At 64.3% G+C, this 15,743-nt stretch carries 14 protein-coding genes and 1 tRNA gene; 7 read left to right on the top strand and 8 right to left on the bottom strand.

From position 1 onward, the window contains the following. Positions 1-20: 20 nt before the first annotated feature. Positions 21-851 carry a helix-turn-helix transcriptional regulator gene (locus O0879_RS09255; protein WP_099664735.1) on the bottom strand — a complete coding sequence of 277 codons (831 nt, stop codon included), beginning with the start codon at positions 849-851 and terminating at the stop codon, positions 21-23. Between the two features lie 217 nt (positions 852-1,068). Between O0879_RS09255 and O0879_RS09250 the strand changes: the two genes are divergently transcribed. The 4 genes from O0879_RS09250 to O0879_RS09235 all read left to right on the top strand — a co-directional run bounded on the left by O0879_RS09250 (position 1,069) and on the right by O0879_RS09235 (position 4,987). Then, entirely contained in the window at positions 1,069-2,220 is a 1,152-nt protein-coding gene (locus tag O0879_RS09250; RefSeq protein ID WP_289916178.1) for an MFS transporter, read from the top strand. Between the two features lie 240 nt (positions 2,221-2,460). Beyond that, positions 2,461-3,837 carry a cysteine--tRNA ligase gene (gene cysS / locus O0879_RS09245; protein WP_289916070.1) on the top strand — a complete coding sequence of 459 codons (1,377 nt, stop codon included), beginning with the start codon at positions 2,461-2,463 and terminating at the stop codon, positions 3,835-3,837. Positions 3,838-3,918: 81 nt separating this feature from the next. After that, the gene (locus O0879_RS09240) at positions 3,919-4,452 is read left to right on the top strand and encodes a hypothetical protein (protein WP_289916069.1); all 534 of its coding nucleotides are present in this window, start codon (positions 3,919-3,921) and stop codon (positions 4,450-4,452) included. Then, on the top strand, positions 4,445-4,987 hold the full coding sequence (locus O0879_RS09235) for a hypothetical protein (RefSeq protein ID WP_289916068.1): 543 nt from the start codon (positions 4,445-4,447) through the stop codon (positions 4,985-4,987). The genes O0879_RS09240 and O0879_RS09235 overlap by 8 nt, the downstream gene beginning before the upstream one ends. On the opposite strand, the gene dbpA is transcribed toward O0879_RS09235, so the two are convergent. From dbpA to O0879_RS09220, 3 genes are all read right to left on the bottom strand, one after another. Continuing rightward, on the bottom strand, positions 4,974-6,401 hold the full coding sequence (gene dbpA, locus O0879_RS09230; RefSeq protein ID WP_289916066.1) for an ATP-dependent RNA helicase DbpA: 1,428 nt from the start codon (positions 6,399-6,401) through the stop codon (positions 4,974-4,976). The two genes, O0879_RS09235 and dbpA, sit on opposite strands and share 14 nt — an antisense overlap. Before the next feature lie 111 nt (positions 6,402-6,512). After that, positions 6,513-6,749, bottom strand: a complete 237-nt coding sequence (locus O0879_RS09225; protein ID WP_289916065.1) for a hypothetical protein — start codon at positions 6,747-6,749, stop codon at positions 6,513-6,515. A gap of 205 nt (positions 6,750-6,954) precedes the next feature. Then, on the bottom strand, positions 6,955-8,619 hold the full coding sequence (locus tag O0879_RS09220; RefSeq protein WP_289916064.1) for an acid phosphatase: 1,665 nt from the start codon (positions 8,617-8,619) through the stop codon (positions 6,955-6,957). Positions 8,620-8,675: 56 nt separating this feature from the next. Between O0879_RS09220 and O0879_RS09215 the strand changes: the two genes are divergently transcribed. Both O0879_RS09215 and O0879_RS09210 read left to right on the top strand, forming a co-directional pair. Then, entirely contained in the window at positions 8,676-9,620 is a 945-nt protein-coding gene (locus O0879_RS09215) for a hypothetical protein (protein ID WP_289916063.1), read from the top strand. A 141-nt stretch (positions 9,621-9,761) separates the two neighbouring features. Beyond that, positions 9,762-10,595, top strand: coding sequence for a helix-turn-helix domain-containing protein (locus O0879_RS09210; RefSeq protein WP_289916062.1), 834 nt, complete (start codon positions 9,762-9,764; stop codon positions 10,593-10,595). Here the strand turns inward: O0879_RS09210 and O0879_RS09205 are convergent. The 3 genes from O0879_RS09205 to O0879_RS09195 all read right to left on the bottom strand — a co-directional run bounded on the left by O0879_RS09205 (position 10,586) and on the right by O0879_RS09195 (position 14,710). Continuing rightward, on the bottom strand, positions 10,586-13,081 hold the full coding sequence (locus O0879_RS09205) for a TonB-dependent receptor (RefSeq protein WP_289916061.1): 2,496 nt from the start codon (positions 13,079-13,081) through the stop codon (positions 10,586-10,588). The genes O0879_RS09210 and O0879_RS09205 overlap by 10 nt on opposite strands. 101 nt (positions 13,082-13,182) lie before the next feature. Continuing rightward, complete coding sequence (locus O0879_RS09200; protein ID WP_289916060.1) at positions 13,183-14,190, bottom strand: FecR domain-containing protein; 1,008 nt, start codon at positions 14,188-14,190, stop codon at positions 13,183-13,185. A gap of 1 nt (position 14,191) precedes the next feature. Then, the gene (locus O0879_RS09195; protein WP_289916059.1) at positions 14,192-14,710 is read right to left on the bottom strand and encodes a sigma-70 family RNA polymerase sigma factor; all 519 of its coding nucleotides are present in this window, start codon (positions 14,708-14,710) and stop codon (positions 14,192-14,194) included. 216 nt (positions 14,711-14,926) lie between these two features. Between O0879_RS09195 and O0879_RS09190 the strand changes: the two genes are divergently transcribed. Beyond that, positions 14,927-15,595 (top strand): hypothetical protein, encoded by a 669-nt coding sequence (locus O0879_RS09190; protein ID WP_289916057.1) that lies wholly within the window; start codon positions 14,927-14,929, stop codon positions 15,593-15,595. Between the two features lie 60 nt (positions 15,596-15,655). On the opposite strand, the gene O0879_RS09185 is transcribed toward O0879_RS09190, so the two are convergent. Beyond that, positions 15,656-15,732: transfer RNA gene (locus O0879_RS09185), tRNA-Met, on the bottom strand. Positions 15,733-15,743 lie beyond the last annotated feature (11 nt).

Raw genomic sequence — 15,743 nt, 5'->3', positions numbered from 1 at the left:
CCCGCGGGCTGCTTTTTCGTTTAGTCGGCGGCGCGCCACTCGCTCAGGTAATGCTGCGGCGTGCGGCCCAGGATGCGGCGGAACATGGCGCTGAAGGCGCTGGGGCTGGCGTAGCCCAGCGCATAGGCGATGGCCGCCACGCCTTCGCCCCGGTCCAGGCGGCAGAAGGCCTCGGCCAGGTGGACTTGCTGCAGCCATTGGCGGTAGTGCAAGCCCGTTTCCTTGGGGAATAAGCGGATCAGGGTGCGCGCACTGGCGCCCGCGTCCTGCGCCCAGTCCTCGATGCTGCGCCGGCTGCCGGGCGCGCTCATGATGGCCGAACAGACGGCCACCAGGCGCCGGTCGCGCGGCCAGGGGATGGCGATGGGTACGGTATCGGCCGCCGTCAGCTCCGACAGGATCAGGTGCGCCAGCCAGTCGCCGCGGCCCGCCAGCGCATATTCGATCGGTTCGGCCAGCAAGGCCAGGATCAGCTCGCGCAACAGCCGGCTCACTTCCAGCACCTTGCAATCGGCGCCATACGGGGCGGCCACTTGCGCGTCGATATACACGGTGCGCATGCTCAGTTCGCTCAAGATGTGGACTTCATGCACTACGCCCACGGGGATCAGCAAGGCGCGCCGCGGCGGCAGGATCCACACGCCGTGCTCGGTGGAGACGCGCATCACGCCTTCCGTCGCATACAGCAGCTGCGCCCGCACGTGGCTGTGCGGCGCCGTATAGTCGCCCGCCGCATATTGCCTGGACATGGCCGTCACGGGGCGCGGCACGTGCTGGTAGTCGTGCGAGCTGGTGCTGCGGCTGAACGGCACGCCATCGGGATGGGTCTGGGCGGGTTGCTGGGTGTACATGTGGGGTGCGGGCTTGTCTCTTGGTTGTCACTTGGGCGACGATTATTGGAAGTTATCAGTTCAGTGACCATACTATACTGGCTTCTTTGCCGGGCCGCCCGCCGTGCCCGATTATTGCGGATGACACATGCACACAACCACACCTGCCCCAGCATTGGCCACGCCCGTGCCGGCGGCGCCCTCGCTTCCTAGTTCCCAACAACAATCCGGTCTGGCCATGCACATCCTGGGCGCCGTCGCCTTCGTGCATTTGCTCAATGACTTGATCCAGGCATTACTGCCGTCGATTTATCCGATGCTGAAAGCCGAGTTTTCACTCAGCTTTACCCAGGTCGGCCTTATAACCCTGACGTTCCAGTGCACGGCATCGTTGCTGCAGCCCTGGATCGGCTTGTACACGGACCGTCGTCCGCTGCCGTTCCTGTTGCCTGTCGGCATGTGCTTTACCCTGGCCGGCGTGCTGATGCTGTCCGTCGTCTCGACCTTCCCGACCCTGTTGATCGCATCGGGCCTGATCGGCGTCGGTTCGTCGACTTTCCACCCGGAAGCGTCGCGCGTGGCCCGCATGGCGTCGGGCGGACGCTACGGCTTTGCCCAGTCGCTGTTCCAGGTGGGCGGCAACGTCGGTTCCGCGCTGGGGCCGCTGCTGGCGGCTGCCGTCATCGTGAATCGCGGGCAGGGCAATATCGCCTGGTTCAGCTTGCTTGCCGTGCTGGCCATCGGCGTGCTGTACAAGGTCAGCCACTGGTATAGCGGCCACCTGGCCAGCTTCAAGCCGAAGGCGGGCGGCCATGGACCGAACTTGTCGCGCAACAAGGTGATGGGTGCCCTGGGCGTGCTGGCCTTGCTGGTGTTCTCGAAATACATCTACATGGCCAGCCTGTCGAGCTATTACACGTTTTATTTGATCGACAAGTTCCACCTGTCGATCGGCGCGGCGCAACTGTACCTGTTCCTCTTCCTCGCCGCCGTGGCGGCCGGCACCTTCATGGGCGGCCCCATCGGCGACCGCATCGGCCGCAAGCGCGTGATCTGGATTTCCATCCTGGGCGCCGCGCCATTTACCCTGCTGCTGCCGTATGTCGACCTGTTCTGGACGGCTGTATTGACGGTGATCATCGGTTTCGTCATTTCGTCCGCGTTTTCCGCCATCGTTGTGTTTGCGCAAGAGCTGGTGCCGGGCAAGGTGGGCATGATCGCGGGGATCTTCTTTGGCCTGATGTTCGGCGTCTCCGGCATCGCCGCCGCCGCCATGGGCCACCTGGCTGACGTGTCGGGCATCGCCTATGTGTATAAAATCTGCTCCTACCTGCCGCTGCTGGGCATCCTGACGGTGCTGCTGCCGCATATCGAGCAGGCGAAAAAATAAGAGCGCATTGCGGGAGGGCTTGACGGCCCGCCCGCGTGCATGCGATATTCTCATCATGATTTCTTCCATCTTCCATCCAGTCCTTGCATACCGCCGCGCCGCCGCTGCGCTGTGTCCGTGTACCTGGCTTCGTGAGGATGCGGCCCGGCGCCGTTAAACTTTTACTCCTCATTCCGATGGCCACAGTGTTGAAAAACCTGTGGCCATTTTCTTTTTCCGCAACGCGCATGAGAGCCCCGCATGACACTTCATTTGTACGATACGTATAGCCGCAGCCTGCGTCCGTTCGATCCCATCGCCCCCGGCCAGGCGGGCCTGTACGCCTGCGGCCCCACCGTCTATGACTACGCGCACATCGGCAACCTGCGCACCTATCTGTTCGTCGACGGCTTGCGCCGCGCGCTCGAGTTCAACGGTTTACAGGTGCGCCACGTGATGAATATCACGGACGTGGGCCATCTGACGTCGGATGCAGACAGCGGCGACGACAAGATCGAGGCCCGCAGCGCCCGCAGCGGCAAGTCCGCCTGGGATATCGCCGCCGAATTCACCCGCGCGTTCGAGGGGGATCTGCGCCAGTTGAATATCCTGCCGCCCACCGTCTGGTGCCGCGCCACCGACCACATTGCGGAGCAGATCGCATTCATCCTCGACCTGGAAGCGAAGGGTTATACCTACCGCACGGACGACGGCATCTATTTCGATACGACGCGCCAGGACAGCTATGGGAAACTGGCACGCCTGAACCGCGACGGCCTGCAGGCAGGGAAGAGGGTAGACCTGGGCGAGAAGCGCGATATCTGCGACTTCGCGCTGTGGAAGTTCAGCGGCGTGCCGGGCCGGCGGCAAATGGAGTGGGACAGTCCCTGGGGCCTGGGTTTCCCTGGCTGGCATATCGAATGCTCGGCCATGGCGGAAAAACACCTGGGTGCGTATTTCGACATCCATTGCGGCGGTGAAGACCATGTGGCCGTCCACCACAGCAACGAGATCGCGCAAACGGAAGCGCGCCATGGCACGCGCCTGGCCAACTTCTGGCTGCATGGCGCCTTCCTGAAAACCGGGGAGGCGAAGATGTCGAAATCCTCGGGCGACTTTTTACGTTTGCACAGCCTGGTGGAGCAGGGTGTCGATCCGCTGGCCTACCGCTACCTGTGCCTGGGCGCCAATTACCGCAGCAGCCTCAATTTCACGGACGATGCCTTGCGCGCTGCTGCCAGCGGTCTGGCGCGCATGCGCTCTACCGTGCATGGCCTGGGCCAGGCGGATGGCGAGGCCGACCCCGCGTGGCTGGCGCGTTTTGCGGCCTGCGTCAACGACGACCTGAACTACCCGCGCGCGCTGGCCGTGGCCTGGGAGCTGCTGAAAAGCGAGATGCCCGACGGCGTGAAAAAGGCCACCATGGCCCGCTTCGATACGGCCCTGGGGCTCGATCTGCTGGCCTGGCAGCTGGCGCAGGTGGAAGTGCCGCAGCAGGTGCAGGCGTGGATGGCGGAACGGGCTGCCGCCCGCCTGGAGCGCCAGTGGGCCGAGGCGGACCGCTTGCGCGCACTGGCGCGCGCGGCCGGCTATGAGATCGACGATACGCCGCAGGGGCAACAGGCGCGGCTTTTGTGAAGATGTCCTGCATAATGGCCGCCTGATGAAACTGGAGATGCCGTGAAGCGTCGTTTGCTGCTATTGAGTTGTTGCCTTGCCTTGTCGAACTCCGTCCAGGCGGCCAGTGCCTGCCCCGGTTTTCCCGCGCTGGCTACATCGAGCGAGGCGCTGCTGGCGCAAGTGCGCGCACTGCCGCCCGTCGGCGTCGACCGCGAACGGCAGGCGTGTGCGCCGGCGACCGTCATCGATTTCGCCTACAGCGGCGGAGTGCTGTGCAGTTTTGGTGGTGAGGTCGAGGCGGCGACGGCCGCCGTCACGCGCCTGGCTGACGGCGGCGAACTGGTCGAATACCTGTATCTGTTCCCGTATGCGCCGGCCTCGCACGCGCGCTTGCTGGCGCTGCTGGCCGCGCGTTTTAATCAAGTCGACAAGGCGGCTTGGCCCGGCTTCCTGCAAGGTGCGACGCCAGGCAAGGAAACCACGGCCCTGTTCACCGACGGCGCTTACTATATTTCGCTGGGCAAGCCCACCGAAGGCGACCCTGCCGCATGGTATTCGAATGTGATCTTTGAAAAGGTGGATAAACCTGCGCTGGGCGTGCGCAAAGTGTGCCAGGAGGAGCGCGATGCTTGAAGCAGGCGCCTTTCCGGCGGCATTGGCCGGCCCTGTGGCGCAGCTGCTGCCCGCGCTGGGGAGTAGCCAGGCACACCCGCCATTTGCCGTATGCCAGGATGGCGAGGCCTTGCTGATCCCGACGCGCACGTATTACGACCGCCAGCGATTGCTGGCCTGTACGCGGCTGCCCGGCGACGCGGGCGTGATCGCCCTGTGTCTGGGCACGCGCCACCACGATGGCCATCTGCGCGAAGCGTGTTTAAAACAGCTGTTGCTGCAGCAGCGGGCGTGGACGGTGCCGTTCGTCGTGCACCTGTGCGGCGAATACGTGCTGGAGATCGTCGAGAGAATCGGGGCGGCGCTGCCGGCCTGGAATGCGCAGGCGCTGGCGCGCTACCTGCGGGAGAACCCCGCGTATGTGGATACGCTGGAGCGGCGCGCCGTCAGCTACTGGAACTGCTACTACCGCGGGCGCTACCCCGCATGGGACGATTATCCGGGAAGCAGGGCCATGGCGGCCCTACGGGCATTACAGCGGCTTACGCCTCGATAAAGCGCATCTTGAAGCTGCGGCCCTTGATGTTGCCGAAGTCGCGGCCCAGGGAGTTACCGGCGTTGAGGCGCTTGAAGGCCGCTTCGGCCACCTTGCGGTCGAGCGCCACGTAGGTCATGAACTCGAACACGTTGATCTTGCCCACTTGCTCCTTGGTGAGGCCCGCGTCGCCCGTCAGCGCGCCCAGCAGGTCGCCCGGGCGCAGCTTGTCCTTCTTGCCGCCCATGATGCACAGGGTGACCATCGGCGCCGGCAGCGCTTCCATCCCGTCATCTTCCGCCAGTTCCTTCAGGTCGTGCCATTCGGCGGCGCTGTTCTGGTATTGCTCGATCAGCTTGACCCATTTTTTCTCGTTCGGCGCGCACAGCGACAGGGCCAGGCCCTTCTTGCTGCCGCGGCCCGTGCGGCCGATGCGGTGGATGTGCACTTCCGTGTCCTTCGACACGTCGACGTTGATCACGGCGCCCAGGTCGGAAATATCGAGGCCGCGCGCGGCCACGTCGGTGGCCACCAGCACGGAGCAGCTGCGGTTGGCGAACAACACGAGGATTTCATCGCGCTCGCGCTGTTCCAGCTCGCCGTACAGGGCCAGCGCGGAAAAGCCCTGCTGGCGCAGTTCTTCGGCCAGTTCGCGGCAGTGCACCTTGGTGTTGCAGAAGGCCAGCGTCGATTCCGGCTTGAAGTGCTTCAACAGCTTGCCGACGGCGCTGTTGCGCTCGTCGAAGCCGATTTCATAGAAGCGCTGCTCGATCTTGTCGTTGTCATGCTGCGCTTCGACCGTCACTTCCAGCGGATTGACGAGAAACGACGCCGTGGCGCGGCGGATGTCTTCCGGATACGTGGCCGAGAACAGCAAGGTCTGGCGGCGTACAGGGCAGGCGCTGACGATGCCGGCGATTTCCTCGTAAAAGCCCATGTCCGTCATGCGGTCCGCTTCATCGAGCACCAGCGTCTGCACGTGATTCAGGTTGATGGTGCCGCGGCCCAGGTGGTCGCGCAGGCGGCCCGGCGTGCCGACGACGATGTGGGCGCCGTGTTCCAGCGAAGCGATTTGCGGACGCATCGGCGCGCCGCCCGTCAGGGTCAGGATCTTGATGTTGCCGGCCGCGCGGGCCAGGCGCCGCAATTCATTGGCCACCTGGTCGGCCAGTTCGCGCGTGGGGCACAGCACCAGGCCTTGCACGGCAAACCAGGCCGGATTGAGCTTGTGCAGGATGCCGATGCCGAAGGCGGCCGTCTTGCCGCTGCCTGTTTTCGCCTGGGCGATCAGGTCGCGGCCATCGAGCACCGCCGGCAGGCTTTGCGCCTGGATGGTGGTCATCTCGTGGTAGCCGAGCGAATCCAGGTTGGCCAAAAAGGCGGGCGTCAGCGGCAGGCTGGCAAAGGAAGTGGTGGTGTCAGTGGTGGTGTTCATAGGGGCGGAGCCGGTAAAAAGCGGGTGGATGGGCACAGTCTACAGGCGTTCTACGCCCTTGTGCGGATGGTGGTGTGGAAGCCGGCGGCAAACGGCCGCTGGCATGGGGTGTTAATTGTCGGGCGCCCAGATGGGCAAGCCGGTCAGATCGAGGCCGGCGTCGCGCGTCCACACGGGCAGGCCCGTGGCATCGGTCGGCTCCAGCAGTTCGAGCTGCACCTGCTTCAAGGCCACCTTGCGCGCGCGCGAGCGGCGTTGCGGTTCCGGCGCAGGCTCTGGCGCCTCGGGCGCTGGCGGCGGGCCGAAGCCGGGCAAGTCGATGGTGGCGTTGTCTTTTTTATCTCTCATTTGCTAACCTCTGTCCCTGGCTTGCGATCGCCAGGGGGCGGGCAAGGTGCTGCCCGCCTATGTCTATACGCTTTAACTTCATCCACAAAACAAAAGCCCGGCTACTGGAGTCGGGCTCATTGTTGGGATAACCTGCAGGAAAACTTGTCCTGCGGATTTAAGTGCGGCACGCAGTGTATCACAGGCGTGCCGCACTGTGTGGGGCTCAGCGGAAGCTCAGGGCACCCGTCAGGTCGCCTGGCGGCAGCGCGCCGCGTGACGCGAACGCGTCGTTGCGCACCTTCAGGCCTTCGAGCAGCGGCAAGTCGTGCAGGCGCGTGATCAGGCGCAGGATCGACGTCGTGTCATAAAAACTGTGGTCGACGGCGCCTTTCTTCGCGTAGGGTGAGACGACGATGGCGGGAATGCGCGTGCCCGGCCCCCAGCGGTCGCCCTTCGGCGGCGCCACGTGGTCCCACCAGCCGCCGTTTTCATCGAATGTGATCACCACGATCATGTCTTTCCACTGCGGCGATTCCTTCAGATGCTGGATGACGTTGGCCACGTGCTGGTCGCCCGACTCGATGTCCGAATAACCGGCATGCAGGTTCAGGTTGCCCTGCGGCTTGTAGAAGGTCACGGCCGGCAGCTTGCCCGCCACGGCCGCGGCGAGGAATTTGTTCGAGATCGGGCTGTCGCCCGTGCCGCCGTCGCGCAGGTGTTCGGCGCGCGCGGCCGTGCCGGGAGCGAACTGCTTGAAATAGTTCAGCGGCTGGTGGTGGAACTGGAAGTTCGGCTTGCTGCCGCCGCCCTTGTGGTCGAGCGCCGCTTGCCAGCCGCCGCCATACCACGCCCAGCTGACGCCCTTGCGCGACAGCAGGTCGCCGATGGTGTCATAGGTTTGCGGCGGCAGCGTATTCGCGTCGGCCGGGTCGGCGTGCAGCGGGTCGCCATCGAAGGCCGGGCGGATGTAGCTCGGTTGATATGGCGGCGCCATGGTGTTGACGGCATAGCCGTCCGGAGTCAGGGCGCCGTCGTTGACGTATTTCGGCTTGCCGTCCAGCGCGGAGGCGGGGCAGTCGGGCGAGATCGCCAGGCGCACGCCTTGCGGGCCGTCGGATAGCACGGCGATCTTTTTCTTCGCCGCCGTCTCGGAAGCATTGAAATATTCGTTGGCGCGGCCCGTCACGAGGAACTGGTGGTTCATGTAGGAGCCGCCGAAGGCCGCCATGAAGAAGTTGTCGCACAAGGTGTACTGTTCGGCGATCTGCCACAGGTTCAGGTTTTTCGACGTTTCGCCGTAATGGCCCATCACCAGGCCGCCGCTGTCGGCCCACGCGGCAAAGCCGTCGTTCTTGCCGCCGTTGATCTGCATCTGATTGTTATAGAAACGGTGCACGAGGTCGCGCGTGATGATGCTCTCGGGCAGGGGCTTGCCGGCCGCGTCGCTCAATTTGTAGGGCGCGTTGGGCAGGCCGGAAATCTGGTCTTCCTTGATCAGGTAATCGATGCCGCCGATATTCTGCTGGTTAGGCACCAGGCCGCCCCAGATCTTCGGCAGGGTGGCCAGCGGCTTGCCGTTGCGGTCCAGCTGCTGCGCCTGTTCGGCCGTGACGGCGGACAGGGGGGCGCTGGTGCCGGGGAAGTTGGCGAACAGGTTGTTGAAGCTGCGGTTTTCCAGGTAGATCACGACCACGTTCTTGACGTGCGCCTTGAGTTTCGCGTCGAGCGACCCCTTGGCGATGGTCTTCCTGGCTGGCGCGGCATCGGCCAGCGCGGGCAGGCTGGCGGCCAGGCCGACTGCGGAAGCGGCCTGGAAAATGCGCCGGCGCGAGGGATTGGCGGGTTGGTCGGCCGGATCGGCTGGCAGGGCGGGGGCGAGGTCCTTCACACATTCTCCTTGGGTGTCATTCGTTTGCTGGTGCGCGAAAATTGTATCACCGTGGCATGGCAAATGTGAAATTTCACGGCTGCCTGGAGGGCGACGTCGCCGCATGGCGATGGCCGTTCGCGTTGCCGCAGTCCTGCACCAGGCTAAATAATCCATCCGTGTCGCATGGATTCAAGCCTGCCTGGCCTGCGCATGAAAAGATGGGGCATCCGAATGGCGATGGTCGCCATTCTCGTGGCGCGACGTCCGGCGTCATTGCATGGACGTCTGCGCGCACCCATATACGCAGGGAGGCGCTCATGTGGCTGGTCTTGAAGTTATTGCTGTTTATCTTTTTTGTCCTGCCGTTTGCCTTCGGCTTGACGCTTATTTTTTTACCCTATTCCATTCCCGTTGTCCTGTGCCTTGTGTGGTGGTGGCGGTCGCGTGTGCGCGCGGAGCGCGCGCGGGACAAAGTCGTCAGCGTCGGGGGGATAGAGGGGCGGACGTGGGTCCTGGAATCGGCGCGCTTCACGATGGAGCTCGATTATGCCAGCGCCCAGCTGCGCATCCGGTCCAAGGGCAAGCGTTCCTACGTTACCTCGGGAGCCAAACGTCAGGTGCGGCGTGGCGCTTTCGACGTGTTCTTGCCTGCTGAAAACATTTTCATTTATGCATCTGAGAATATGGTAGAGCATTACCTGACGAAATGGAAACCTTCAGTTGAAATCACCGATCGCGGCTTCGAGCATGTGATCGTGGAAATGCCGGACGGAGTGCATACGCAGGGAACCGGGAAATCTGATTTGACAATCACGTCGCCCATATTTTCGGGACATACATTGGCTGGACGGCGCTTGCGCGACAGCGAGGCACAGGGACCGTTTTCGGCCATCTTTCTCCGCATGCCGCTCGCCACGGCCGTGTGTGTCAAGGAAGAGTGGCAAAAGGCCCGTGCGCGGCTGCAGGAGATGCAGCGCCAGCGCCCGGCGGCGCCAGGACAGGCATCGACGGGCATATAGAACATTCTAATGTTTTCAAAAATACCATTTCGCGATGTTTTCATTGTATTATGGCAACTAACGAACGCGGCATCGTGATGCAGGCCTGACCGGGCAGACAGATGCCTGCGGCCCCTTCACCGATGCTACAGGATGCCAGGAATGTCGAACTCGCTTGCGTATCACGTGGTTGTCCATGCACTGGAAGGGCGGGCCGGCTGGACGCCCATGGCGCGCTTCGCTTCGGCCGTCTCGCACGTGATCCAGGGACATTTGCCTTATCAGCGCTACCATGCCGCCGGCATGGCCAGGAGTCCCAAAGGATCGGCACCAGGCGTCATCGAACGCCTGGTGAATGACTTCCTGGCGACCGACATCAATCCCAGCTATCTGCTGCTCTCCTCATTCCGGCGCGAAGCCGACGTGTTCGTCGCGTTCAATGCCTATAACCAGTCTGCGAACCTGGGTGTGCAGACCAGTCTTGGCGGGCAAGGGGCCGGCAATGTGGCGCGCGGCGCGGCGCGCGCTTCCCGCGTGGCCGCCAGCGACCCCGATAGCTGCCGCCATGGCACCCTTGCCATCATCGACACCATGCTGGCGACCACGCGCGCCAATGCGGCTGCGCCGGACGGCGCACCAAAGCGCAGCCTGGGTGCGCTTGCCCTGTTGCTGGGCATCGAATCGTCGACGGCGGCGGAAGTGGCGTTCGTCTTTGAAAACGAAGGCCACTTCCCTATCGGCCAGCTTGCCGGCAGACTGGGTTGCCATCAGCGCACGCTGGAACGCCGATTGCGCGAAGTGGGCATGACGGCGGAGGCGTTGCGCCAGGCCGCGCGCCTCGTGCGTGCCGCGCATCGGCTGCCGTCCGCCGATAGCCTGACGATGATCGCCGCCGACGAGGGGTTTTCCGATCTTGCCCACATGACGCGCGCCTTTCAGGCCGCGGCAGGCATGCCTCCCAGCTTGATCCGCAAGCTGGGCAAGGGTCAGAACTGATAGCGCACGGTCAAAGCCACCTTGCGCGCCGGGCCATGCATGCCCGACAACCACCAGTCCGACACGGAAGCCGTGTACTGCTTGTCGAACAGGTTGGCCACGTTGACGGTGGCCGACAGCTTGTCGCTGACGTCGTAGCGCGCCATCAGGCTGGCCACCGAGTACGCCTTCTGTTCCCAATGCAGGGTGCGGTCGACCTGCCACGCATCGATGTCGGAATACACGCGGCTTTGCCAGTTCATGCCGCCGCCCACCGTCAGGCGCTTGAATTCGCCGGGCAGGCGGTAAGTGGTCCACAGTTTCACCAGGTGGCGCGGGAAGGTGGTCAGGATGGTCTTGCCCGTATTGTCTTCCGTCTGGCTGTACGACCACGAGGCCGAGATGTTCCAGTCCGGCGTCAGTGCGCCCGTCGCTTCCAGGTCCACGCCCTGGGTTTTGGCACCCTTGATGGCTCGGTTGGCGGAAATCTTTGTGCCAGGCACGTAGTAACCTGGATCCGACTCGGCCAGATTGTCCTGGCGGATCTGGTACAGCGCGGCGGCCGTGTTCAGGCGGCCATCGAACCAGCCGCTCTTGACGCCAGCTTCCAGGGTCTTGCCTTCGCGTGGCGCCAGCAGCTTGCCATAGCGGTCTTGCGATGCTTGCGGCTGATAGATGGTGGAATAACTGGCGTAGGCGCTGTGCGTGCCGTCGATGTCGAACACCAGACCGCCATACGGCGTGACGACGCGGCTTTCCGAGGCTGGCGCCGCGTTGTAATAGGACTCGGCAGGCGTGTCGGAGATGTAATTTTCGTCGTAGCGCAGCACTTTTGCCCCGGCGATCAATTTCAGGCGCTCGGAGAGATGGAGGCGCGTGGCGGCATACACGCTGGCCTGGCGGCGCGTGCTGTCGTTGGTGCCATAGGTGCCGCCAAACACGGGCGTCGCCGTGCGATTCCAGCGGTACAGGTTGACAGGCGTGCGCTCGATGCTATTGTCGAAACGGGCATCCGTCGTGCTTTGAAATTCGCTGTAGTCCATGCCCAGCACCAGTTCGTGCTGGCGGCCGAATGCGCTGAATGGGCCGCGCACGTTGACGTCCACGCTGTTGACCTGGAGCTGGTAGTCGCGGTAGTCGGCGTTCAGGCGCAGGCCATCGCCCGTGGCCTGGTTGGGCAAGCTTCCGCTGACGTTCAGGTAGACGGAGCGCTCTTCCTGCGACGACTGCACGCGGTTGGCCGAGACTTTCAGCTTCCAGTCGTTCGCCAGCGCGTGTTCCACAGTGGCGAAGACGTCGGTCGAATTGGTGTCGAAGCGATTCGACGTGGCCGCCGGGCTGAAGGAACGGGGCAGGTTCGTCATGCTGCCATTGCTGTAGAACAGGGGAAAGCCCAGGTAGGACAGGGATCCGTTCGAGCGCTTGCGCTGGTGCGTGACGCCGGCCGTCAGTTTCGTGTCGCTTGAGATGTCCGCCTCGAGCACGCCGTAGACCACTTTCTTGTCGCGGCTGTAGCCGTCGACGATGCTGTCGCCTTCCTCGTACACCGTCACGAGGCGGCCGCGCACCGTGCCCGCGTCGTTGAGCGGGCCGGCAACGTCGGCCATGGCGCGCCGCTCATCGTGGGAACCCAGCTCGCCCTCGACGGACGCCTGGAATTGCGCCGTCGGCTTCTTGCGCACCATGTTGATGGCGCCCGAGGCATCGCCCGCGCCCGTCATCAGGCCCGAGGCGCCGCGCAGCACTTCGATGCGGTCGTACAGCGCCATGTCGGCCAGGCTTTGCGACGGTATCGCATTGAGGCCCATGGTTTCCGAGTGCGTGCTGACGCCATCGAGCTGGTAATTGGTGATCGAATAGCCGCGCGAAGTAAAGCCCGTGCGTTCGCTGCCCAGCGAATACAGCGTGATGCCCGGCGTTTGCGCCATCACTTGCGCGATCGTGCTCAAGCCCTGGTCCTGCATGCGCTGCTGCGTGATGACGCTGACCGACTGCGGCGTTTCCCGGATCGACAGGCCCAGTGGCGTGGCCGTGGCGATCGGCAGGGTGGAGACATACGCGCCCGAGCCTTCGGTGGCATCCTGCTGCGCCTTGACCGACACTTCCGGCATCATCGACAGCGCTTCGCCACCCGCCGCGGCATCGGCCGGGCGCAGCACATAGCTGCCGTTGGCGCTGCGCTCGGCCTTCAGGCCCGTGCCGCGCAGCACGCCGTTCAGGGCGGCCAGCACGTCGTGGCGGCCGCTCAAGCCGGTCGACGTCTTGCCGCGCGTCTGCTCCGGCGTGAAGCTGAGGATGACCCGCGACTGGCTGGCGACCTGGCGCAGCGCCGTCGCCAGGTCGCCGGCCGGCACCTGGAAGTCGAGGCTGGCCGCTGGCGCTGCTGCGCTTTCCTGCGCCAGGGCTGGCGCCTGGGCGTTCAGCAGCAGGGCCGAACCGATGAAGACGAGTTGGATGGCATACGCCATGCGCTTGATGCGCGGCTTGTAGTGAATGGCAAGAGACATGGTTACCTTGTGGTGTAGTCGTCAAAAAGGACGTTGCCTACACAGGTCACGCGAGAAGCGAAAGCGGGTACCTTTTTTTGCGTCGGCCTCAAAATAAATGGTCAGCGCTGCTGGCGCGCTTCCACCTGCACCCAGTAGCGCGTGCGCAGGCGCACGTCTACCGGCAGGGAGTCGGGCAGCGACAGCAGCACGGCGTCCAGGTCGGCCAGCGGGAAGACGCCGGAAATGCGCAGGCCGGCGACGGCGTCGTCGCAGCCCAGCAAGCCGTGGCGGTAGCGGCTCAGTTCATGCAGGAAGTCGCGCAGCGGCATGGCGTCGGCCAGCAGCAAGCCCTGGCGCCAGGCCCAGATGTCGGGCGAAACGGCGTGCGCGGGCAAGACCTGCTGCGCCGTCATGCCGCCGCCCTGGCCAGCGCGGAGGAGCAGATTGCCATCGCCCTGGCGCGGCAGCAGCCGGACGGCGCCTTCTTCGACGGCGACCTCGGTGCTGCCGTCCGCCTGGCGCACCGAGTAGCGCGTGCCCAGCGCCTGCGCGCGGCCGTGCGCGGTTTCGACGAGGAAGGGGCGGTAGGGCATGCCCGTTTCGCGGGCGGTGGCAATGAAGATTTCGCCCTGCACCAGTTGCAGCAGGCGCTGCGCACCCGTGTAGCGGATGTTGACGGCGCTGCCGCTGTTCAGGTGCAAGCGGGTGCCGTCGGGCAGCGTCAGCTCGCGGCGTTCGCCCACGCCGGTGGACAGGTCTGCCAGCGCGGCGCGGGCAAAGTCGGGCGCGTATTCCGACTGCGCGCCGAACCAGCCCGTGAGGCCGATGGTCGATGCCCACGCCAGCAACCGCAGGCTGCTGCGCCGCGAGACCGGGAGCGAGGTGGGACGTTGCAGCAGTGCCTTGCGGCTGGCCTGCGCATCGAGTTCCCGCAAGCCGCCGCTGACGCTTTCGATGTGTTTCCACGCGCGTTCGTGGTCGGGATGCGCCTGGCGCCACTGTTGCCAGGCCGTTTTTTCCGCCGGCGTGGTGGCACCGCTCATCAGGGTGGCCAGCCATTCGGCCGCCTGCATGGCGATGGCCAGGTCGATGGGCTGGCCCTGGGCGTAGACGGTGGCGCCGCGCATGTCAGGGGCCGGCAAAATCGGGCACGGCAAAAAAGCACAGCAGGTTGGCCTTGCTCAGGTATTTTTTGACGGAATGCGTGGTGGTATCCAGTTCGGAGGCGATCTCGGCATAGGTCATGCCGTCCAGGTGGGCCAGCAGGAAGGCGGCCCTGGCCTTGGCGGAAAGCTGGTCCAGCGCGCGGTCGACCAGTTGCAGCGATTCGAGCAGGAGGGACATCGCTTCCGGCGACGGCGTGCAGGCTTGCGGCTGGTGCAGCAGGGCGTCGAGGTAGGCCCGTTCGAGCGCTTCGCGCCGGCAGTGGTTGGCCAGCAGGCGTTTGGCGATGGTGGCCAGGAAAGGGCGCGGCTGCGCGATCCCGGCACTGCTGCGCGCAACGAAGATCTTCAGGAAGGTATCCTGCGCCAGGTCGCCCGCCAGCCCCGCATCGTGCAGGCGGCGCTTCAGCCAATGCAGCAGCCAGGAGTGGTGCTCGGCATACAGAGACTGGAAATCGGACGGCGGGGAAGGGGCGGACAGCATGCGTACGGGGCGGCTTAATCTAAATGAGAATTGTTCTCATAATAGCGTAGCGGCGCCCGCCAGGCAATTGGGAAAACGCGGCGTTGCTGAAATGCGACTGCCCTCCAAGTTGTGCGCGCGGTGGATTTGCGCCCGCGCACGGCAGATGTAAAAGTTTCCTTGGCGCAAGCTTTCATGTGAGAAAATGCGGGCTGTCGATGTGGTGCGGAGCGAAAAATGATGTGGATGGTTGGCGGTGCCCTGGTTCTCCTGGTCGCCCGATTCTTATGGTTGGCCTTTTTCCACCGGGTCAACGCGATGTCGCGCCAGGCGGAACTGATGAACTGGCTCGATATCGGCCGGGTGTCGAATGCCGATGGCGGCAAGGATATTCTGTTGGCGAGAAATGAGCGCGGCGCCCGGATCGACTGGCGCACGGGCGAGGTCTGGCTGATGAATCCCAAGGTGGCCGAGCCGTTTGCCGATTTCCTCGCCGTCGAGCGCTGGCTGACCCTGCGCGACATGCCGCCGGCGGACAAGCCGGCCGCAGCCGCGCCTGCGCCAGTGGAGCCGGAACCCGAAGCGGCGCCGGACGCCGGCCCCGTACGCGATACCTTGCCGGCCTTCCAGCAAAAGGTCGATGCGTGCCTGGCCAAGGCGGAAGGCGGCCAGGAATTGCTGGAAACGAAGCAGGCGTTCGAGGCGGGCAGCGAGCCTTACCTCGAAGCGTCGACGGAATTGAGCAAGACCGCGCTGGAACTGGAAGTGTCGCCGGCGATGGTGGCCACGTTTCATATCAGCGCCTTTGCCGCGCTGGCCGAAACGGCGGGAGCCGACAAGCTGGAGCGGGTGGCGGCCAGCCTGCATGCGGCGGCCAGGCAGATCAGGGCCAGCGCCGCCGTATAAAGGCGGCCAGGAATGAAAAAACCGCTGAATCCCTTGCAGGAATCAGCGGTTTTCAAATATTGGTTGCGGGGACAGGATTTGAACCTGTGACCTTCGGGTTATGAGCCCGACGAGCTGCCAGACTGCTCCACCCCGCAGGCGAATTATA

The sequence above is a fragment of the Janthinobacterium sp. SUN120 genome (assembly GCF_030397735.1).
In the GTDB taxonomy this organism is placed as follows: domain Bacteria; phylum Pseudomonadota; class Gammaproteobacteria; order Burkholderiales; family Burkholderiaceae_D; genus Janthinobacterium; species Janthinobacterium kumbetense.
The sequence above is the reverse complement of the archived record's forward strand: the minus strand, read 5'-3'. Positions and strand labels throughout refer to the sequence as shown.